This is a genomic window from Parafrankia sp. EUN1f, assembly GCF_000177675.1.
In the GTDB taxonomy this organism is placed as follows: Bacteria; Actinomycetota; Actinomycetes; order Frankiales; family Frankiaceae; genus Parafrankia.
This window is the reverse complement of record NZ_ADGX01000009.1, coordinates 60,845-80,371: the sequence shown is the minus strand read 5'-3', so window position 1 is coordinate 80,371 and position 19,527 is coordinate 60,845. Positions and strand designations below refer to the sequence as shown.

Here is a 19,527-nt window from a genome sequence, read left to right as displayed (position 1 = left end):
ACGTCCAGCGAGGTCGTGCGCCGGCGGCGCCAAGCCGAGCAGGAGGAGCCCCGATGACCGCACCTGCCCAGCGGACCCGCGAGCGCTACGCCGTCATCGGCACCGGGCACCGCGCGCAGATGTACATCGACGCGATCATGGGACCGCACGCCGACGTCGCCGAGCTGGTCGCGCTGGCGGACACCAATCCCACCCGCATCGACTACTACGTCGACCACTGCCGGGCCGCGACCCGCGCCCGCGGCGGGCGCCCGCGGCGGGCGCCCGCCGGCCCGCTACGACCTGGCCGCCGCCCCGCACGACGTCCAGCGGATGATCGTCGAGGGACAGGTCGGACGGGTCATCGTGACGACCCCCGACCACACCCACGCCGAGGTGATCTCACGCGTCCTGCTCGCCGGCGCGGACGTCGTCGTCGAGAAGCCGATCACCATCGACCAGGCCGGCATCGACCGCATCGCCGAGGCGATCGACCACTCGGGCCGCGACGTCGTGACGACCTTCAACTACCGGTACAGCCCGCGCAACAGCGCGCTGCGAGCCGTCATCGCCTCCGGCCGCATCGGCCGGGTCACCAGTGTGCACTTCGAATGGCTGCTCGACACGGTGCACGGTGCCGACTACTTCCGCCGCTGGCACCGGTACAAGGAGAACTCCGGCGGGCTGCTCGTCCACAAGTCCTCGCACCACTTCGACCTGGTGAACTGGTGGATCGGCGCGGCACCCACCCGCGTCTACGCCTCCGGGGGCCTGCGCTTCTACGGGGCGGCCAACGCACGCGACCACGGGCTCGGGCCGCGGCCACCGCTCGGCACCGGTGCGGTGGGCGACCCGTTCGCCCTGGACCTCACCCGGGACAGCCGGCTGCGGGCGCTCTACCTCGACGCCGAGCGCAACGACGGCTACCTGCGCGACCGCGACGTCTTCGACGAGGGCATCACGATCGAGGACAACCTCGCCCTCGTCGTCGACTACGACTCGGGTGCCAGCCTGAGCTACGCGCTCAACGCGCACAGCCCCTGGGAGGGCTACCGCGTCTCCGTCAACGGCACCGAGGGCCGCGCCGAGCTGGAGGTCGTGGAGCGCGGGGCCGTCGTCCTCGACGCGGACGGCCACGCCGTGCTCGACCCGAGCGCGGTCGAGGTCGACACCGGCAGCGCGGCGCGGCCGGTGGGCCGCCGGCTGATCGTGCAGCGCCACTGGGAGAAGGCCGAGGAGGAACCGATCCCGGCCGGCATCGGCGGGCACGGTGGCGGTGACGCCTACCTTCTGCAGCACCTTTTCCACCGGGTACCGGCCAGGCGTGACCCTCTCGGCCGGCCCGCCGCGTTCGCCGACGGCGTCCGCGCGATCTCCGTCGGCATCGCCGCCAACCACTCGCTCGCGACGGGCCAGCCCGTCACCATCACTGCGCCGGCATTGCCACGCCCGGCGTAGCGCTGGCCTGGTGGGTGTCCACTCGCCGCACGGCCGGCCGTCGTCCGCTCAGGTGGGAGGCTCGGCGGCGTCCCGGATGGTGCGGAAGGTGAGGCCGAGACCGGGTGCGGGGGTGAAGCGCACGCGGGCGTTCCCGACCGCGACCGGCGGTTCGGTCACCAGCGCGCCCAGGTGGCCGAACCCGGCGTCCTCGACATCCTCCACGGCGACCTCGTGGCGCAGGGTCAGCGCGAGCTGGCCGGACAGCTCCAGCAGCAGGTGCGGAGCCAGCGCCACGCCGGCGTCCTCGACGGCCCGCGCGATACGCAGGAACGGCGTGATACCGCCCACCCGCACGATGTTGGGCTGGAGCACGTCGGCCGCGCCGGCCTGGGCGAACTCGCGGAAGCGGTACAGCGTGTGCAGGTTCTCGCCGCACGCGACCGGGACGGCGCAGCCGCGGGCGGCGAGCACCTCACGCAGGCGTACGTACCCGGGCAGGTCGTCGGCGCGTAACGGCTCCTCGATCCAGCCGATGCCGGCGGCTTCCGCGAGCGTCTCGACGGCGCGTTCGGCCTGGTCGAAGCTCCACCGCTGGTTGGCATCCACGAGCAGGACGCGGTCGGGCCCGATGACGGAGCGGACCGCCCGGACCCGCGCGAGATCCTCACCGAGATCCGGCCGCCCCACCTTCATCTTCACCGTGTCGAAGCCGGCGTCGACCCAGCGCCGGGCCTGGGCGACGAGGGCTTCGAGCGGGTAGTGCAGGTTCACACCGCTGCCGTAGACGGCGACGCTGCCGCGCCGGCGGCCGACGATGTCGACGACGGAGCGGCCCGTCCGCCTGCCTTCGAGATCCCACAGCGCGAGATCCAGGCCGGCCATGGCGATCGTCGTGACGCCACCGCCGCCCGCCTCGTACAGGTGGCGCCACAGCGCGTCCCAGCCCCCGTCACCCGGCGTCTGCCAGCCGGCGAGGGCGGCCGGGCGGCCGAGCGCCCAGCCGCGGATGTCGTGGTCGAGCAGGGCCCGAACCGCGTGCGCGCCGATGGTGGGCGTCCAGGCGAAGCCGTGGCCCACGACGCCGTACAGGTCGGTGACGTCGACGACCACGACGGACAGGTCCTGGACGTCCTCGCCCCACGGGCGGCGCAGCGGGATGCGGACGAGCCGGGTCGACAGCGCGGTGATCGCCGGCCTCGTCGGCGAGGGCGAGGCCCGCGTCGAGGATGTCGGAGAGCCGGTCGAGCTGCTCCGGGGTCGGGTCCACGAACGGCGCCCGGACGGATCCGACGTCCAGACCGCGCAGCCGCAGGCCCGCCTTGATGAGCGACACCGCGAAGCCGGGAACCTCGTCACGCAGCGCCACCAGCGGCCGGTAGAACACGGAGAGGGTGCGCTGACGTGCCTGCTCGTCGCCCGCGCGGTAGGCCGCGTAGTGCGCCATCGCGATCTCCGGGGCCATCGCGAACGCCGCCGACGAGTACAGGGGCATGCCGATCCCGCGATAGGCGGCCTGGGAGAGCTCGGCGGTGAGCAGGCCGTTGAAGAACAGGAACTCGGCCCGGCCGGCCTCGGCGACCGCGAGTACGACCTCCTGGGCGCGGGCGAGGTCACCGACGCCGTCCTTGAAACCGATCACCCGCGGGTTCGCGGCGAGCCGGCGCACCGTCTGCGCGGAGTACTGGGCGTCGCCGCGGTGGTAGAGGACCACCGGCAGGGAACCCGCGGCGAGCACGGTGTCGACGTAGGCCACCAGCCCGGCCTGCGTGCCCTGTACGAGGTACGGCGGCAGGACGAGCAGGGCGTCGGCGCCGGCCGCCTCGGCCGCCCGCGCGAGCTCGACCGCGGTTCCCAGCGATCCGCCCACCCCGGCGACGACCTCGACGGCCCGGCGCACGACCGCCGCCGCCTCGGCGACGGAGAGCGCGTGCAGCTCACCGGTGCCACACGCGGGGAACACCGCGCCGGGGGCGAACGGCAGGCGGGCCGCGACATGTGCCTCGAACACGTCGAGATCCACGGCACCGGCGGCGTCGAACGGCGTGACGGGGAAGAAGAGGATGCCGTCGAACGGCACCCGGGCCGCGGCGGCCGGCGGAGCGGAGGTCGGAGCAGGGGTCGGAGCAGGGATCGAAGCGGTGGTGGTCATCGGGCGGTCTCCTTCGCTGCGGGCCAGGTGGTCGTGCCGGTGTGTACCGCGAGCTCGTCCCGCTGCCCGGGTGCCAGCGCCGTACGCCACGACCTGGTCGGGCGCCAGCCGAGCAGGTCCCGCGCGAGCTGGTTCGTGAACGCGGCCGCCGGGCCGGTGAGGGCGCTCGCCAACGGTTCGGATCCGGGCAGGTGCCGCGGAATGAGGGACGACAGCGGCTCCGTGGCCAGGGCGTCATCCGCGCTCACGAAGAAGCAGGTGCCGTTCGGGACGTCCTCGGCGCGCTCGATCCAGGTCGCCACGAAGGCCGCGGCGTCGCGGGCGTCGACGTAGTTGAACAGGCTCACCGCCGCGAGACGGGGATCGGCGAGGCGGTCGACGAGAGTGTGGCCCTGCTGGGTCGGCGCGCCGTCCCATTCCTCGGGTGCGATCACGAAGCACGGGCGGAAGATGCCGAACCGGGTCGTGGTGCCGCGGGTCCGCGCGAACGTGCGCACGGTCTCCTCAACGACGACCTTCGACAGCGCGTAGGCGTTCCAGGGCGACAGCGGATGCCGCTCGTCGATCGGCAGGTAGGCCGGATGCCAGCCGGACGGTGCCCCGTAGCCGACCGGGGTCGGGCTGCTCGCGACCAGGACGCGCCGCGCCCCGGCTGCCACCGCGGCCTCCATGACCGTCCAGGCCAGGCTGGTGTTCGTCACGAGGATCTCGCGTTCCGGCCGGCTGAACGGCACGGCGATCGCGGCCAGATGAACGACGGCCTCCGGGCGCAGGCCCTCGAAGAGGGCAGCCGTGGCGGTGGCGTCGAGGAGGTCCGCGACCACGTGCTCGACCGTCTCGCCGCCCCCACCGCCCCCGCCGTCGGGGTTCCGCGGCGCCGCGGCGGACGGGGCGGGTGCCGGCCCCCGGTCGATGCTGGCGAGCCGTCTCACGTGCCGCCGGAAAGCGCTCGCCAACAGGCGGCGCTCGGAGTGCGCAAATCCGCGACGATCTCCGATGTCGCCGAGCTGGCGGGGGTTTCCCGGGCCACTGTCTCCCGTGTCGTCAACGGCCTGCCGACCGTCGCGCCGGAGATCGTCGAGCGGGTGACCGCCGCGATCGCGGAGCTCGACTACCACCCGAGCACGCTTGCCCGCAATCTCTCGCTCGGCAGCACGCGAACCATCGCCGTGGTCGTTCCCGACCTGGAGAACCCCATGTTCCAGTCCGTGTTACGCGGCGTCACCCGTGCGGCGGCGGGCGCCGGCTACCGGGTGCTCGTCGCCGACACCGAGGAGCACGCCGAGGTCGAGGCCGAGATCGCCACCGAGGCCCGGCGACGCTGCGACGCCCTCGTGCTGTGCGCGCCGCGCATGCCCGACGCCCCCCTGCGCCAGCTGCTTCCGAAGCTCGAACCGGTCGTCCTCATCAACCGCGACGCGCCGGACCTGGGTGTCCCTGTCGTCGGCGTCGACTACGCCGCCGGCGCCCGGGCGCTGCTCGAGCATCTCGTCGAGCTCGGGCACCGCGACATCGCCTACCTCTCCGGGCCGCCCGGATCGACGTCCGACTCCCTGCGCAGAGACGGATTCGCCCGCGCGCTCACCCGGTCCGACCACATCGAGCTGAGGATCCTGCCGACAGGCGCGCGCATCGAGGACGGGCACCGGGTCGCCCCGGCGTTCGTCGCGCTGGGCTGCACGGCCGCGATGGCCTTCAACGACCTCGTCGCTTTCGGCCTGCTGACCGGCCTGCGCGAGGCGGGTGTGGACGTGCCGCTCGACGTCTCCGTCGCGGGCTTCGACGACATCCCGTTCGCGGCGTATGCAACGCCGCCACTGACCACCGCCGCCGTCGCCCAGTTCGAGCTCGGTGCGCAGGCGTGGCAGCACCTGCACGACGCGGTCAGTGGCGCCGCTCCCGCCGCCCCGTTCGTGCACCAGCCCGAGATCGTCGTACGCGCGAGCACAGCGACCGCACGGATGAAAGCAGCGACCGCACCCACGAACCCGGCGGGGGTGCGGGTATGAGTGACCAGCCGACCGTCGCGCTCATCGGCGCGCACGGCCATGGGCGCAGTCACACCGCTCGCCTCGAACAGTTCGAGGCCCAGGGTCTGCTGACCTTCTCCGCGGTGGTCGACCCGGTGGCACCCCCGACACAGCGGCGGCGGCCGTGGTTCGCGGGCGTCGACGAGCTCCTCGCCGCCGGCGCGATTCCCGATGTGGCGATCCTGTGCACTCCCATCCACACGCATGCGCCGCTGGCGACGACGCTGATGAACGCGGGTGCCGACGTCCTGTTGGAGAAGCCGCCGACGGCGAGCGCCGCCGGGTTCCGCGCCCTGGTCGAGACGGAGTGGGCGACGGGCCGCCGCTGCCAGGTCGCCTTCCAGAGCCTCGGCTCGCACTCGATCGAGCGGATCCGCGGCCTGGTCGCCGACGATGCCATCGGCGCGGTCAGGCACTTCGGTGGCGCCGGCGCGTGGCTGCGCGACACCCGGTACTGGGCCCGGTCGGCCTGGGCGGGGCGCCGGGTCCTGGACGGTGTCGCCGTCGTCGACGGTGTCGTCACCAATCCCCTCGCCCACGCCACCGCGACCGCGCTGCGGCTGGCCGGCGCCGGGCGCGCCGAGGAGGTCGCCGCCGTCGACGTCGAGCTGTACCGCGCCAACCCGATCGAGGCCGACGACACCTCCAGCGTCGTCGTCACCACAACGACCGGCACCCGCATCGCGCTCGGGCTCACCCTGTGCGCGCAGTGGCCCGGCCAGCCCGTCGTGACGATTCACGGTGAGCGGGGCCGAATCGATTTCTACTACACCCTCGACGTCATCAGGATCGCGATCGACGGCCGGCCGCCCGTCGTGGAGAAGCACGGCCGCACCGACCTGCTCGTCGACCTCCTCGACGCCCGGGCGCACGACCGGCCGCTCCTGAGCCCGCTCACCGACTCCGGAGCGTTCATGGCGGTGCTGGAAGCCGTCCGCACCGCAGCCGATCCCAGGCCCATCGCGGAGCCGCTCGTTTGCTGGGTGGAGGACTCGGCCGGACGCCACCCCGTCGTCGCGGACGTCGAGCGCTGGATCGACCGGGTGGCAACCGAGGGCTACGGCTTCGAGGCCGTCGGCGCCCCGTGGGCCCGGCGGGAGCCGGCATGAGGAGGGTGCACCGGTGAGCGACCAGACCGCGGTGGCCCAGCCCGCATGGGCGACCAGCCGCGCATCGTCGGCCGGCCGCGCATCGTCGACCGGCCGCGCATCGTCGACCGGCCGCACCGACGTGTCGGCTGCCGATCGCGCGGTCAAGCGCCGGCGTGTGCTCGACGTCCTCGACGCCGTGCAGGCCGACGCGATCGTCCTGCGCTCGCACGCCTCGGTCTCCTGGTACCTCGACGGCGCCCGCACCCACGTGACGCTCGCGGGCGACCCCGTCCTGTGGGTCGTCGTCGACCGCACGGGTGACCTGGTCGTCACGACGACCAACGAGCGCGACCGGCTCGTCCGCGACGAGCTGCCGGCGGGAGTACCCGTGACCGCGGTTCCGTGGCACCGGCCCCTCACCGCCGCCGTCCCGCGGGGCGCGCTCGACGAGGCGGTGGTCGCGAGGCATCTGCGCCAGGCCCGCGCGAGCCTGCTGCCCGCCGAGACGGCACGCTTCGCGGCTCTGGGCCGGCACTGCGCCGAAACGCTCACCGACGCCCTCACCACAGCCCGACCCGAGGAGACCGAGCGCGCCCTCGCGGCACGGGTCGCGGCGGCGCTCACCGCACGGGCCGTCGACCCGCTCGCGGTCCTCGTCGGCGGGGCCGCCCAGGCGACCACCCGCCATCCGCTGCCCACCGACGCCCCGCTGGGGGAACGCGCCATGGTCGTGGTGTGCGGCCGGCGCGCCGGCCTCATCGCGAATCTCACCCGCTGGGTGCGGTTCACCGCGCCCACTACCGGTGAGCTGGTCGCGCAGGACCGCATCCGCGCCGTCGAGGAGGCCTTCTTCGCGGCGACCTCGCCCGGGCGGACGCTCGCGGACGTCCTCGCCGAGGCATCCGCCGCCTACGGCCGGGTGGGGTTCGCTCCCGACGAGTGGCGGCGCCACCACCAGGGAGGTGCCGCCGGCTACCACGGCCGCGACCCGCGGGCGGCACCGGACGTCACGGACGCCGTCGCCACCCACCAGGCCTTCGCGTGGAACCCGACCGCGGTGGGAGCCAAGGTCGAGGACACCGTCCTGCTCACCACGGCCCGGCCCGTCGTGCTCACCGTGGACCCCCGGTGGCCCGCGTCCGACGGCCCGCGTTTCCCCCGCCCCGACGAGCTCGTGCGCCCGTGAACGACAACGGATCAGGAGGACCACCATGCAGAACGAGGCGGTAGGCGCCGAACCGAACACCGGGCTGGACGGCGTGCTGGACGGCGTGCTGGACGTCGGTCGGGTCGCCGGCCCCGGCGGTGTGGAGCCGGCGGCGACCGGGCTGGGCCTGGCGCACGAACTGGGCCGGGCGCTCACCGTCTCCTGGCGGGGCAGGGAGCTGTTCCGCTATGTGTACCGGCCCTGGGAGCCGCGGATCGAGTCGCCCAGGCCCTACCTCCACCCGTTACGCACCCTCGGCGGCGACCTGGTCAGCCTGTACCGCCCGCACGATCACACCTGGCACAAGGGAATCTCGTGGTCCCTGTCGAACGTCGGCGCGGAGAACTTCTGGGGCGGCCGGACGTACCTGCGCGGCGCGGGGTACACCCAGCTCGACAACAACGGCACCCAGCGCCATGTCGGGTTCGCCCGGCTGGAGGCAACCCCGGCCGAGGTCGACGTGGTCGAGCACCTGGAGTGGGTCACGCAGGCCGGCGGTGTCCTGCTCACCGAGGAACGGACCCTACGGGTGCGGGCCCATCCCGACCTCGGCGCCTGGCAGCTCACCTTCGCGACGCGGATGCACAACCCCGCCGACCGGACCGCGGCCGACCGCGCGGCCGACGACCACACGGCCGGCAACGCCACGGCCGGCGACGCCACGCTGGCCTTCGGCAGCCCGACCACCAAAGGCCGGGAAGCGGCCGGCTACAGCGGTCTGCTCTGGCGCGGCCCGAGGTCGTTCTCCGGCGGCCCGGTGGTGACCCCGCAGGGTGTCGGCGGCAACGAGCTGATGGGCTGGCGCGGACCGTGGCTCGGCTTCGTCGGCAAACATGACGGCGCGGGCACGGCGTCCACGCTCGTCCTCGTCGATCACGCCGCGAACTTCTGTCATCCGACCAGGTGGTTCGTACGCTCGGATGTGTTCGCCGCCGTCTGCCCGGCACCGTTCTACGACACCGAGTACGGCCTGGCCGCCGGCGAGACGCTGGCACTGGGCTATGACGTGCTGATCGCCGACGGTCCGCGCGACGTCGAGGGCTGCGGCCTGCTGGTAAGCCGTGCCGGATGAGCCGAAGCCCGGTGGCCCGTCGCCGGCCGCGGTCGGCCTCGTGGCCCCACCGTTGCGGGTGCTGATCGCGCCCGACTCGTTCAAGGGATCGGCCCCGGCGGTCGACGCGGCGGCGGCGATCGCGGCGGGCTGGTCGGCGACACGGCCCGCAGACCTGATCGTCACCCTTCCGATCGCCGACGGCGGTGAGGGCACGCTGGACGCCTTCGCCGCCGCGGTGCCGGCCGCCCGCCGGTACACCCGTGCGGTGACCGGGCCGAACGGGCGGCGCGTCACCGACGCGTCCTGGCTCGCCCTGCCGGGCCGGGTAGCCCTGGTGGAGCTCGCGGCGGCCAGCGGGCTGCCGCTGATGGCCGCTCCGGACCCGCTGTACGCCCACACCCACGGCCTGGGCGAGCTGATCGCCGACGCGATGGACGCCGGAGCCCGGCAGATCCTGGTGGCGCTGGGCGGCTCCGCCTCCACCGATGGCGGTACGAGCCTGCTGAGCGCACTGGGCGCACGGTTTCTCGACGCGGCGGGCCACCCCCTGCCTGCCGGCGGCGGCCCGCTCGTCGACCTGGCCGCGATCGACCTGACCGGGCTGCGCCCACCGCCGCCCGACGGTGTCCGCTGCCTCGTGGACGTCAACACACCGCTGCTCGGCCCGACCGGCGCCGCCGCCGTGTTCGGCCCGCAGAAAGGCGCCGGGACGAACGACATCGCCCGGCTGGAGGCGGGCCTGGCCCGGCTGGTCAACCTGCTGGACCATGCCGGGATGCCCGCGGGTGGCGATGTGCGGGCCGATACCGCTGCGCAAGCTGGTGCCGCTGCACAGGCTGGTGCCGCCAGGCGCCCCGGCGCGGGCGCCGCCGGCGGGGCCGCCTACGGGCTGGCCGCCGCGTTCGGTGCCGAGCTGGTACCCGGCGCGGACACGATCGCCGAGAAGGTCGGTCTGCCGGCCGCGATCGCCGCCGCCGATGTCGTGATCACCGGCGAGGGCCGGTTCGACCGGACCTCACTGTCGGGCAAGGCCGTGGGCGCGGTGCTGGCGCGCGCCCACGCGGCCGGCGTCCCCGCCCTTGTGGTCGCCGGCCAGGTCGGCGACGCTCCGTCGGACTCGATAGCTGAAGGCGACGCTCCGTCGGACTCGATAGCTGAATCGGGCTCGGTGGCTGATCCGCCGGGCAGTGTGGCGGATCCGGCGACGATGGCGGACCTGACGGCCGGAGTGGTGGCGCTGGTCGACCTGGCGGGCAGCGCGACGGCAGCGATGGCCCACCCGGCGCGCTGGCTGGAGCAGGCCGGCTCGCACCTGGCCCGGAGCTGGCCGGGCGCAGGCAACCCTCACGCGGTCGCGAACGCTGAGCCTCACAGGCGGTCAGTGAGTGGGTGACGGGGACGGCGGTTCTGTCGATGTGCCTGGAATTCGATGTGCCTGGAAGCACTGCACACCCGCTCCCGCGGGTCAGCTGGTGGCACCGGCGCTCTTCACGGCGCCGAGCAGCTGACCGCTGCTCGGCGCTCCTGAGCGTCGGGCGGTTCCGCGGTTCCGCGGTTCCGCGGAACCGCCTCGACCGTCGCGGGTGGTCGCAGCCGGGAGTGTCGCCACCGGACGGGGGTGGGTTGCGATCGGGCCGGGGTTGCGAAAACTGTCGGTGGTCGATGTGACGATGCGCGGGTCCGATGGACCGACGACACCCCTGGCCCGGTGATCCTCATGATCGACACTGCTGCTGTCACTCCCGACGCTCCCTGCGCCACGCCCACCACGAACTTCACGCCCACCACCGACCCCCCGCCCACCGGCCCCGATCCGGCAGCGCGTCTCCCGCCCGCCGCTCTCCCGGCGGACCCCGACGCCGTCCCGATCGGCGAGCTGGAGACCGCGATCTGCCAGTGGGCCGGCCGGATCGCGGCCGCGACCTGCACCTGGCTGGCCCTGCTCGCCGCCTTCGACCGGCGCACCGGCTGGTCCGGCATCGGGATGCGTTCCTGCGCGCACTGGCTGTCCTGGCGATGCGGACTAAGCCCGCGAACCGCCCGCGAGCACCTCGCCACCGCCCACGCCCTCGAACAGCTCCCCGCGATCCGCACCGCGTTCGCCGCCGGAACCCTGTCCTACTCGAAGGTCCGCGCGATCACCCGGGTCGCCCGCCCCGACACCGAACAGACCTGGCTCAACCACGCCGAACACTGCACCGCCGGCGCCCTGGAACACCTGGCCCGCGCCTACCGGCAACGCAGCGCCGACCCCGATACCCGGGCCCGCACCCGCACCGCCCGCCGCGTGTCCTGGCACACCGACGACGACGGCATGATCCACCTCACCGCCGTACTCCCCGCCGACCAGGGCGCCCAACTGATCGCCGCAATCGAAACCGCCCGCGACAGCCTCACCACCACCACAAAACCAGCCACCACACCCAGCGCGGCGGAACCGCCCACCACGGAACCCGCCAGCGAACCCACCGCGGAAGAACACCCCCACCCGGAACCGGGGCCGGAGCCGGATCGGCAGCGTGACGCCGACGGCCTCATCGCCCTCGCCGAAAGCTTCCTGCACCACGGCGCCCCCGGACTCATCCACCCCGCGCACACCCTCGTCCTGCACCTGCACCCCACCGACCTGCAACCCACCACCACCACCACCACGACCGGCACCGGCACCACCACGACCGGTGACGCCTCACCGGCCACGCTCCCACCGGCGGTGCTGCAACGCCTCGGCTGCGACAGCCTCGTCCAGGCGATGCTCACCGACCCCCACGGCACCCCACTACGCCTCGGCCGGCGGTATCGGTTCCCCACCCGCCGGCTCCGCGCCGCGGTCCACGCCCGTGACCACGGCACCTGCCAGTACCCGGGCTGCGACCACACCCGATGGCTGAACATCCACCACCTCACCGGCTGGGCCGACGGCGGCCACACCGACCTCGACAACCTCACCCTCATCTGCGGCACCCACCACCGCCACCTCCACGAGGAAGGCATCACACTCCGCAGAACCCCCGAAGGAACGATCACCGCGCTGCTCCCCGACGGCCGCACCCTCACCCCCGCACCACCACTCACCCCCGGGGAACACCCCACCGCCGCGCTCGCCATCGAAACCGGACACGTCACCCCGGACGCCATCACCACCCGCAACGGCGGCCGGCTCAACCTCGGCGAATCCCTGTTCGTACTCCTCCAGAACCACCCCGCCGCCTAGCTGGACCCCCACCACTGGCCGCGGCTGATCAGATGGGATTTCAACGTTTCCGGATAGTCGGTGATCAGTCCCTCGACGCCCAGGGCCAGCAGCCTTTCCATCTCGTCGGCGTCGTTGATGGTCCAGGCGTGCACCGGCAGACCCAGCCGTGCCGCGCAGCGCACGAAGCGGGCGTCGCACACGGGCACACCGCGGAACATCGTCGGGACCTGCACGACATCGACCCTCGCGCGCAGCCGCCCCCCACGTTGGGCGGCCGTGGGCAACAGGCTCTGCAGGCGTAGGGACCCGACAGCCCCGGTTCCGCCGCCTACACAGAGGTTCTCGCCGAGCAGGCTTCGCGCCTGGCGGATCGTGGCGTCCCGGAAGGAGGTCACACATACCCTGCCAACCGCGTTCGCCCGCCGGATGACGTCAACAGTGGGAGCCACGGCGCCCGGCTCCTTGATGTCGATGTTCAGGCGGATGTCGGGCCACCGGTCGAGCAACTGGTCCAGCCGCGGGATCTCCGCGCCCTGCTCGTGGACGGTTTCGGGCGAGCGGAGCCTGATCCCGGCCGCCTCCCGATAGGTCAGCGAACTGATCGACCCGGTCGAGTCCGTCACCCTTTCGAGGGTCTCGTCGTGCAGGAGAAGCACGACTCCGTCGCTCGTCGCCCGGACGTCGGTCTCGAGGTACCGGTAGCCGAGCCCGACCGCGTTCTCGAAGGCGGGCCAGGAGTTCTCCGGCCAGTTCCCCCTCCCCCCGCGGTGCGCGAACGGGATGGGGCCCGGATGATCCAGGAACTCCAGACGCCGCACTGAATCTCCCTTCCTGCTGGGCCGGGTGGCCTGGCTGTCAGGCCGAGGCGGGCGGCCCGAGGTAGGCAAGCAGATCGTCCACCAGATCGGACGGATCCGCGCGGCCCTTGCCGGCAGCGGCGAGGTGACCGGCGAGCGCGAGGTCGACAGCACCGTGAGCGAGCGCGAGCAGCAACGCGGTCAGCCGCTCGGGATCCCCCGCCGGGAGCTGGCAGGCCTGTTGGGCGCGGGCGACCGCCGACACGAACGCCGATCGGGTCGCCGCCGCCGCCTCGCCCAGCTCCGTGGAGCCTCTGGTCCACGCCCCGTAGACGAGCTTGAACCGGGCCGGATGCGCCAGTGCCCAGGCGACGTAGGCATGCATGATCGACCGGACCACTCCGCCCGGAGGCTGCGGCCCGGCCAGCCGTTCATGGACGGCCCGCCCCTGGCCGGCGAGCTCCCGGGCCGCCACGGCGGCCAGCAGCGCCTCCTTGTCGGCGAAGTGCTTGTAAGGCGCGTTGTGCGAGACCCCGGCCCGGCGGCCGACCTCGCGCAGGGTCACCGCACCTGGGCCGCCCTCGTCGAGGAGCGCCACGGCAGCGGCGAGCAGCGCCTCCACCGTCGCACCCGCAGCCATTCGACAAGCATAGGACGACCCCTGGGTTGACACCGTCAACCTGAATCGCCTAGGTTGACGACGTCAACCTAGGCGCCGCATAAACCGCGCCCACCGCGCCCCGAGGTGCTTCCCGTCGATTCCCGGAATGGAAAAGGCTCATTGATGCTTCGACCACCCATGCTTCTCGCCGCCCTGCTGGGAACCCTTGTCGCCGCCGCTCTGTCCAGCTGCGCCGGCGCTTCGGGCAGCGCGGAGGAGGAATCCGGCCGGCGCGCGGCGGCAACGCACTCGACGCCGGGGCAGGCGGCCGGGACCCCAGAGGGACAAACCGAGGCCGTGGAGCAGCGGACGCTGGATTTCTTTCGCGCGATGGAACGGCGCGAGACGGCGACCATGGAGGCGATGCTGGCACCCGACGCCACCTGGCGGGTCGCGATGAGCTTCTCGGGTGACCGGGCGGACCAGTCGTACTTCGGCGACCGGGCGGCGGCGCTGGCCAACCTCCGGCAGATCTCCACCATGGTGAGCACTGTTCGTTTCGTCGACACCCGGGTGAGCGTCACCGGCGACGGGGCGACATCGTTCATGCAGGCCAACGGCGACTTCGTCACCGCCGCCGGAAAACCGTACCGGAACACGTATGTCTTCCGCCTCGACTGGCGAGAAGACCTGATCACCCAGGTGGAGGAATACACGAACCCGATAACGATCTGCGCGAGCTTCGGCCTGCCGCTGTGTGTTCCCGGCGTTCCCGATGATTCCGGCGCCCAGCAGTCACCGGCTGCCGGCTGAACCCAGCGGTTCAAGGCGGCGGTTCGAAGAGTTGAGGATCGTGGTCGTTCCAACAACCACAATCCTCAGCTCTTGCTCGGCTGCCTGGGTAACGTGGCCGGCCACCACATCCTGCACAACGCGAGGGTCGCCGCGAGCCTGCGGCGCAACCAGGCTCTGCTGGTCGCCCAGGACCATGGTCGGGTGGAGAAGTTCCATCCCTACACGGCACCGCCACCGGGATGGATCACCACGTTCGCATCCTCGCTGCCACCCTGCCGTCGGGCCGCGCCGCCGACAACCTGACCGTGGCCCAAGGCCTGGTCAGCCCGGGATGTGGTGGGTACGGCGGTCCTCCAGGCGAGCCACCAGCCGGGTCATCGCGGCGGTGGCCTCCTCGTGGGCGGTGTCGTGGCCGGCGGCCCGGTCGGCGACGACCGCGAACGCGAGGCCCTGGACGGCGGCGGCGACGAGGCTGGCCGGAAAGTCCTCCGGGTCGAGGCCGTACTCGCCGAGGATCGACGTCAGGGCGTCCATCTGCATCCGCCGCAGCTCGCGGGCCACCCGGCCGACCTCCGCGCGCAGCGCCGGCCGGTGGTTCGCCGCCGCGACGAACTCCACGGTCAGTCCCGTTCCACGCGGGTCGGAGACCAGCTCCCACCAGGCAGCCAGCGGGCGCGGGGAGGCCAGCGCAGCCTGTGTCCGCACCACGGTCTCCTCCCCGCGCCGCCGCAGCACCGCCACGAACAGGTCGTCGATCGTGGGGAAGTAGTAGTGCAGGAGCGGGGCGGTGATCTCCGCGCGGGCGGCCACGCTGCGGGAGCTGACCGCCGCGTAGCCCTCGCCCAGCATGATCTCCTCGGCCGCGTCGAGGAGGCGGGTGACCTTCTCCGCGGTCGCCGCCCGGCGTCGGCGGGGCTCGGCCATGCACCTTCCTCCAGGACGCGTCGTCCGGCTCCGGGCGCCGGCAGACGTCTCATGATGTCGGATGCGCCTGTTCGGGGGCCGACTCCGTGCCCGCGACGTGACCTGGACGACAGCACGGTTGGCCGCCGCGGCCGCCCTTCCCGTCCCACGTGGTCGCCCTTCCCGTCCGGCAGGGTCGTCTGGCCGAGCCGGTCCGTCGAACCCGTGCACCCGACCTTCGCGGTCCGGCGATTTGGTTGACATGGGCCCTGGGCAAAGTTAGAACGACTGTTAAAAATCCAGACACAGCATGACACTGCGGGACTCAGGGAGAAGTGATGGGAAAGCTTGACGGCAAGGTCGCCTTCATCACCGGCGCAGCCCGTGGCCAGGGCCGCAGCCACGCACTGCGGTTAGCGCAGGAGGGCGCCGACATCATCGCCGTGGACCTCTGTGGCCCGGTGCGGTCGGTCGCCTACCCGATGCCCACGCTGGACGACCTGCAGCAGACCGCGAAGGACGTCGAGGCCCTCGGCCGGCGGGTCGTCGCGCGCCAGGCCGACGTCCGGGACTTCGCCGGGCTGGAGGCGGCGTTCAAGGAGGGCGTGGCCGAGCTCGGCCCGGTCCAGCTCGTCGTCGCCAACGCCGGGATCGGCGCCGGCGGTGTCGCCACCGACGACGAGCAGTGGGAGGACGTCGTCGCGGTCAACCTGACCGGTGTGTGGAACACCGGCCGGGTCGCGATCCCGCAGATGCTGGAGCTGAACCAGGGCGGGTCGATCGTCCTGACCAGCTCCACCGGCGGCCTGGTCGGCGTCGGCATCCCCACCGCCGGGTTCCTCGGCTACACCGCCGCCAAGCACGGCGTCATCGGCCTGATGCGGTCGTGGGCGAACTTCCTCGCGCCGTTCAACATCCGGGTGAACAGCGTCGCCCCGACCGCTGTGCGCACGCCGATGGCCGGTGACGGGAACCTGCAGAAGATCCTCGAGCACGCCCCGCAGCTGGCCAACGCGCTCACCAACGCGATGCCGGTCGACCTGGTCGAGCCGATCGACGTCTCCAACGCCATCGCCTGGCTGGTGTCGGAGGACGCGCGGTACATCACCGGCACGGTGGTCCCCGTCGACGCGGGCCTGCTGAACAAGCGGTAGCACCTCCGGCCGCCGAGGCTGCGAGCACCCGGTCAGGTCCGACGTTGGGGGACCGACCTGGCCGGGCGCTCGCGTTCAGCCAGCGGTCTCGGAAAGGAGGCCTGCGCACGCCGCCTCCCCTCCACCGGGCGGCCGGGTCACGTCAAGGGCGGACGACGACCTTCAGGGCGTGGCGGGAGTCCATGGCCTGGTAGGCGTCGGCGACGTGGTCGAGGTCGACGGTGCGGTCGAACACCCGGCCGGGGTCGATCCGGCCTTCGAGCACGTCGGGCAGGGCCTGCTCGATGTAGGCGCGGACGGGGGCGGGCCCGCCGTTGAGGGTGGCGTTCTTGCGGAACAGGGATCCGAACCCGATCGGGGCCTGCTCGTACTGCGGCACCCCGACCCGGGAGATGGTGCCGCCGGGGCGCAGCACGCCGTACGCCTGCTCGTAGGCGGGCAGGTGCCCGACGGCTTCGAGCACGACGTGGCTGCCCGCGCCGCCGGTGAGCGCGAGGACCGCGGCGACGCCCTCCTCGCCGCGTGCCGCGACGACGTCGGTGGCACCGAACTCACGCCCCAGGTCGGTACGGTCGGTGTGCCGGCCCATGAGGATGATCCGCTCGGCGCCCATCCGCTTCGAGGCCAGCACCGCGGACAGCCCCACCGCGCCGTCACCGATCACGGTGACGGTCCGCCCGGGCGCGACCCGGGCCATGTGCGCGGCGTGCCAGCCGGTGAGGTAGACGTCCGAAAGGGTCAGCAGCGAGGGCCACAACGCCTCGTCGACGTCGGCGGGGAGCTTCACCAGGGTGCCGTCGGCCTGCGGGACCCGCACCGCCTCGGCCTGCGCGCCGCCGACCCCACCGGCGCCGTACCAGCCGCCGTGCACGCAGGAGGTGTGGAAGCCCTCGCGGCAGAACTCGCAGGTGTTGTCGGAGAACGCGAACGGGGACACGACGAAGTCACCGGGCGCAAGGCCCGTCACCGCCGCGCCGACCTCCTCCACCACGCCGATGAACTCGTGCCCCATCGGAACACCGTCGCCGGTGGCGGACATGGAGCGGTACGGGTGCAGGTCCGACCCGCACACGCACGCCAGCACCACCCGCACGACGGCGTCCGTCGGCTCGTGCAGCTTCGCGTCCGGGACGTCCTCGACGCGGACGTCACCGGCGCCGTACATGAATGTTGCTCGCATGGAACGGTTACCTTCCGTGTGCCGAGACAGCGCGGGACGGCGGCTTGACCAGCACCTGCACCAGCACGTGGTCAGCGCTCGATCACTCCCAGTCTGACGTGCCGCATGGTCGTCCCTCCCTTGCCTGCGTCGTGCCCTGCCTGCGTTGTGCCCTGCCCGCGCCGTGACTCGCGGGCGGCAGGGGCCCGGTCGGGCAGTCCCCACTCTGGGGCCGGTCGGGACGTCCGGGGAGTGCCTGGCCTTCCAGGTAACGGCAGTACCTCCCTGCTCGCCGATCCCCGGCGTCGGCCGTGCCTACCGTGGATGTATGGACAACCAGGCGGGCGTGCGGGAAGCCGACCGGGCGGGCAACCGAGCCGAGGTCCGCGAGTTCCTCGTCTCACGGCGGGAGCGGATCACCCCCGAGCAGGCCGGGCTGCCCGCCTACGGGGGCGCCAACCGCCGCGTCAAGGGACTGCGCCGCGAAGAGGTCGCCCTGCTCGCCGGGGTGAGCGTCGACTACTACGTTCGGATGGAACGCGGAAACCTCGCCGGTACCTCGGACGCCGTCCTCGGCAGTCTCGCCACCGCGCTGCAGCTCGACGACGCCGAGCGCGAGCACCTGTTCGACCTCGCCCGCGCCGCGCAACCCGCTCCCACCCGGCAACGCCGAGCGGTGACACCGGATGTCACCGACGGGATCCAGCGGGTCCTCGACGCCATCACCGAAGCCCCGGCCTGGGTCCGCAACGCCCGCCACGACCTGCTGGCCACCAACCGACTGGCCCGTGCCCTGTACGCCCCGGTGCTCGCCGACCCGCGGCGGCCGGCGAACACCGCCCGCTTCATCTACCTCGACCCCGCGTCGCGTGCGTTCTTCGCCGACTGGGAACGCGCCGCCGACGACACCGCCGGCATGCTGCGCTCCGAAGCCGGCCGCAACCCCCACGACCGGCAGCTGATCGAACTGATCGGCGAGCTGTCCACCCGCAGCGCGGAGTTCCGCACCCGCTGGGCCGCGCACAACGTCCGCCTCCACCGCACCGGCCGCAAACGGCTCCATCACCCCGTGATCGGCGCCCTCGACCTCACGTTCGAGGCCATGGAGTTCCCGTCCCATCCCGGCCTCACGCTGGTCGTCTACACCGCGCCGCCCGGCACCCCCGCCGCCGACGGCCTACGGCTCCTCGCCGAGCCGTCCCGCAACGGTCTGAGCCTGCTGGTGGCAGGCGGTCAGGCTGAACCTGATCCAGCTGGAGACGTCCTGGTCGGGAAGGTAGGTCGGCCTCGGTCGGCGAGCTCGCGGTAGTACTCCCAGGTGTTGCCGGGGCGACCGAGCCACGCCTCGATGGAGGAGAACTCCGGGGCGAGGACACCTCCGCGGGCGATCATGAGCGTCTGCAGCGAGCGGGACATCCGGCCGTTCCCGTCGGCCCAGGGGTGGATGGACACCAGGTGCAGCCGCCCGCACCAGCGGGTGGGTGCCGTCGTCGGTGTACAACCCGACAATCCGCAAGCAGGGAGGCCGGCCCCGAGCAAGAAGTGAGGATTATGGTCGTGAACGCAACCGAAACCCTCACTTCTTGCGGAGTGCAAAGCGAGCCTTGGCGGCCGAAATCCCAACTACCTGCTCGAAAGCAGCTGCATCAGCGGATGAGCTGGGTGAAGTAGCGAACCGTCGGAGGTGGTGCGAGTTCGACTCCTGTCGGGCGCGACATCGTCCCGGAGGCCTGTGCCTGAGCCAGCGCGGCCTTCGCCGCCTCGACGTCGCCGTCGATCTCGTAGATCACGATGAAGGTGTCGCCGCCGAGGGACGCGAGCCGCCGGGCGGCGACGAAGCCGTCCACCTTGAGGATCTCGGGCAGGTGCGTGTTGTCGTACCAGTCGTGATAGGCCGCGGCCTCCTCCGGCGAGGCGGGACGCGATTCGACGATCAGAACACCGCTTGCCATTCCTGCTCCGTTCACGTTCAGAT

18 protein-coding genes and 1 pseudogene are annotated in these 19,527 nt (G+C 72.7%); 11 read left to right on the top strand and 8 right to left on the bottom strand.

Translation table 11 applies throughout. The features are described 5' to 3' along the window. The first annotated feature begins 312 nt into the window (after positions 1-312). On the top strand, positions 313-1,437 hold the full coding sequence (locus FREUN1FDRAFT_RS04205) for a Gfo/Idh/MocA family protein (RefSeq protein ID WP_006538700.1): 1,125 nt from the start codon (positions 313-315) through the stop codon (positions 1,435-1,437). Between the two features lie 48 nt (positions 1,438-1,485). On the opposite strand, the gene FREUN1FDRAFT_RS04200 is transcribed toward FREUN1FDRAFT_RS04205, so the two are convergent. From FREUN1FDRAFT_RS04200 to FREUN1FDRAFT_RS04190, 3 genes and pseudogenes are all read right to left on the bottom strand, one after another. Next, positions 1,486-2,607, bottom strand: coding sequence for a mandelate racemase/muconate lactonizing enzyme family protein (locus FREUN1FDRAFT_RS04200; RefSeq protein WP_035949841.1), 1,122 nt, complete (start codon positions 2,605-2,607; stop codon positions 1,486-1,488). Positions 2,608-2,614: 7 nt separating this feature from the next. Then, positions 2,615-3,496, bottom strand: a pseudogene (locus FREUN1FDRAFT_RS04195) (5-dehydro-4-deoxyglucarate dehydratase); the annotation flags it as partial. A 68-nt stretch (positions 3,497-3,564) separates the two neighbouring features. Next, complete coding sequence (locus FREUN1FDRAFT_RS04190; protein WP_157474302.1) at positions 3,565-4,500, bottom strand: NAD(P)-dependent oxidoreductase; 936 nt, start codon at positions 4,498-4,500, stop codon at positions 3,565-3,567. 39 nt (positions 4,501-4,539) lie between these two features. Between FREUN1FDRAFT_RS04190 and FREUN1FDRAFT_RS04185 the strand changes: the two genes are divergently transcribed. The 6 genes from FREUN1FDRAFT_RS04185 (at position 4,540) to FREUN1FDRAFT_RS04160 (ending at position 12,161) form a co-directional block, all read left to right on the top strand. Then, positions 4,540-5,577: a LacI family DNA-binding transcriptional regulator gene (locus FREUN1FDRAFT_RS04185; RefSeq protein ID WP_006538696.1), complete on the top strand. Its 1,038-nt coding sequence runs from the start codon at positions 4,540-4,542 to the stop codon at positions 5,575-5,577. Next, positions 5,574-6,707 carry a Gfo/Idh/MocA family protein gene (locus tag FREUN1FDRAFT_RS04180; RefSeq protein WP_006538695.1) on the top strand — a complete coding sequence of 378 codons (1,134 nt, stop codon included), beginning with the start codon at positions 5,574-5,576 and terminating at the stop codon, positions 6,705-6,707. Before FREUN1FDRAFT_RS04185 ends, FREUN1FDRAFT_RS04180 begins: the two co-directional genes overlap by 4 nt. Positions 6,708-6,720: 13 nt before the next feature. After that, a complete protein-coding gene (locus tag FREUN1FDRAFT_RS04175; protein ID WP_006538694.1) occupies positions 6,721-7,875 on the top strand; it encodes a Xaa-Pro peptidase family protein in 1,155 nt (384 codons plus the stop codon). A 25-nt stretch (positions 7,876-7,900) separates the two neighbouring features. Further along, a complete protein-coding gene (locus tag FREUN1FDRAFT_RS04170; protein WP_006538693.1) occupies positions 7,901-8,968 on the top strand; it encodes a PmoA family protein in 1,068 nt (355 codons plus the stop codon). Then, positions 8,958-10,343, top strand: coding sequence for a glycerate kinase (locus FREUN1FDRAFT_RS04165; RefSeq protein ID WP_006538692.1), 1,386 nt, complete (start codon positions 8,958-8,960; stop codon positions 10,341-10,343). The genes FREUN1FDRAFT_RS04170 and FREUN1FDRAFT_RS04165 overlap by 11 nt, the downstream gene beginning before the upstream one ends. A 324-nt stretch (positions 10,344-10,667) precedes the next feature. Further along, positions 10,668-12,161, top strand: coding sequence for an HNH endonuclease signature motif containing protein (locus FREUN1FDRAFT_RS04160; protein ID WP_006538691.1), 1,494 nt, complete (start codon positions 10,668-10,670; stop codon positions 12,159-12,161). On the opposite strand, the gene FREUN1FDRAFT_RS04155 is transcribed toward FREUN1FDRAFT_RS04160, so the two are convergent. Next, positions 12,158-12,961, bottom strand: coding sequence for a glycerophosphodiester phosphodiesterase (locus tag FREUN1FDRAFT_RS04155; protein WP_006538690.1), 804 nt, complete (start codon positions 12,959-12,961; stop codon positions 12,158-12,160). The genes FREUN1FDRAFT_RS04160 and FREUN1FDRAFT_RS04155 overlap by 4 nt on opposite strands. Positions 12,962-12,998: 37 nt before the next feature. Beyond that, positions 12,999-13,580: a TetR/AcrR family transcriptional regulator gene (locus tag FREUN1FDRAFT_RS04150; protein WP_006538689.1), complete on the bottom strand. Its 582-nt coding sequence runs from the start codon at positions 13,578-13,580 to the stop codon at positions 12,999-13,001. Between the two features lie 144 nt (positions 13,581-13,724). Here FREUN1FDRAFT_RS04150 and FREUN1FDRAFT_RS04145 point away from each other — a divergent pair, with 144 nt between their 5' ends. Together FREUN1FDRAFT_RS04145 and FREUN1FDRAFT_RS04140 are read left to right on the top strand one after the other, a co-directional pair. Beyond that, complete coding sequence (locus tag FREUN1FDRAFT_RS04145; RefSeq protein WP_006538688.1) at positions 13,725-14,354, top strand: nuclear transport factor 2 family protein; 630 nt, start codon at positions 13,725-13,727, stop codon at positions 14,352-14,354. A gap of 93 nt (positions 14,355-14,447) precedes the next feature. Further along, positions 14,448-14,639, top strand: coding sequence for a hypothetical protein (locus FREUN1FDRAFT_RS04140; RefSeq protein ID WP_157474297.1), 192 nt, complete (start codon positions 14,448-14,450; stop codon positions 14,637-14,639). 18 nt (positions 14,640-14,657) lie between these two features. Here the strand turns inward: FREUN1FDRAFT_RS04140 and FREUN1FDRAFT_RS04135 are convergent, their stop codons facing one another. Then, positions 14,658-15,260, bottom strand: coding sequence for a TetR/AcrR family transcriptional regulator (locus tag FREUN1FDRAFT_RS04135; RefSeq protein WP_006538687.1), 603 nt, complete (start codon positions 15,258-15,260; stop codon positions 14,658-14,660). A 317-nt stretch (positions 15,261-15,577) separates the two neighbouring features. Between FREUN1FDRAFT_RS04135 and FREUN1FDRAFT_RS04130 the strand changes: the two genes are divergently transcribed. Further along, on the top strand, positions 15,578-16,393 hold the full coding sequence (locus FREUN1FDRAFT_RS04130) for a mycofactocin-coupled SDR family oxidoreductase (protein WP_006538686.1): 816 nt from the start codon (positions 15,578-15,580) through the stop codon (positions 16,391-16,393). A gap of 142 nt (positions 16,394-16,535) precedes the next feature. Here the strand turns inward: FREUN1FDRAFT_RS04130 and FREUN1FDRAFT_RS04125 are convergent, their stop codons facing one another. Further along, positions 16,536-17,573: an alcohol dehydrogenase catalytic domain-containing protein gene (locus tag FREUN1FDRAFT_RS04125; protein WP_198144232.1), complete on the bottom strand. Its 1,038-nt coding sequence runs from the start codon at positions 17,571-17,573 to the stop codon at positions 16,536-16,538. A gap of 307 nt (positions 17,574-17,880) precedes the next feature. Here FREUN1FDRAFT_RS04125 and FREUN1FDRAFT_RS04120 point away from each other — a divergent pair, with 307 nt between their 5' ends. Continuing rightward, entirely contained in the window at positions 17,881-18,861 is a 981-nt protein-coding gene (locus tag FREUN1FDRAFT_RS04120) for a helix-turn-helix domain-containing protein (RefSeq protein WP_006538684.1), read from the top strand. A gap of 337 nt (positions 18,862-19,198) precedes the next feature. Here FREUN1FDRAFT_RS04120 and FREUN1FDRAFT_RS04115 read toward each other — a convergent pair whose 3' ends face one another. Further along, positions 19,199-19,504: a DUF4286 family protein gene (locus FREUN1FDRAFT_RS04115; protein WP_006538683.1), complete on the bottom strand. Its 306-nt coding sequence runs from the start codon at positions 19,502-19,504 to the stop codon at positions 19,199-19,201. Positions 19,505-19,527: the final 23 nt, after the last annotated feature.

Bases quoted from the DNA above. Each gene is read 5' to 3' on its own strand.
- FREUN1FDRAFT_RS04205 (WP_006538700.1), top strand. From the start codon at position 313: ATGATCGTCGAGGGACAGGTCGGACGGGTCATCGTGACGACCCCCGAC.
- FREUN1FDRAFT_RS04180 (WP_006538695.1), top strand. From the start codon at position 5,574: ATGAGTGACCAGCCGACCGTCGCGCTCATCGGCGCGCACGGCCATGGG.
- FREUN1FDRAFT_RS04170 (WP_006538693.1), top strand. From the start codon at position 7,901: ATGCAGAACGAGGCGGTAGGCGCCGAACCGAACACCGGGCTGGACGGC.
- FREUN1FDRAFT_RS04160 (WP_006538691.1), top strand. From the start codon at position 10,668: ATGATCGACACTGCTGCTGTCACTCCCGACGCTCCCTGCGCCACGCCC.
- FREUN1FDRAFT_RS04150 (WP_006538689.1), bottom strand. From the start codon at position 13,580: ATGGCTGCGGGTGCGACGGTGGAGGCGCTGCTCGCCGCTGCCGTGGCG.
- FREUN1FDRAFT_RS04145 (WP_006538688.1), top strand. From the start codon at position 13,725: ATGCTTCGACCACCCATGCTTCTCGCCGCCCTGCTGGGAACCCTTGTC.
- FREUN1FDRAFT_RS04135 (WP_006538687.1), bottom strand. From the start codon at position 15,260: ATGGCCGAGCCCCGCCGACGCCGGGCGGCGACCGCGGAGAAGGTCACC.
- FREUN1FDRAFT_RS04130 (WP_006538686.1), top strand. From the start codon at position 15,578: ATGGGAAAGCTTGACGGCAAGGTCGCCTTCATCACCGGCGCAGCCCGT.
- FREUN1FDRAFT_RS04125 (WP_198144232.1), bottom strand. From the start codon at position 17,573: ATGCGAGCAACATTCATGTACGGCGCCGGTGACGTCCGCGTCGAGGAC.
- FREUN1FDRAFT_RS04120 (WP_006538684.1), top strand. From the start codon at position 17,881: ATGGACAACCAGGCGGGCGTGCGGGAAGCCGACCGGGCGGGCAACCGA.
- FREUN1FDRAFT_RS04115 (WP_006538683.1), bottom strand. From the start codon at position 19,504: ATGGCAAGCGGTGTTCTGATCGTCGAATCGCGTCCCGCCTCGCCGGAG.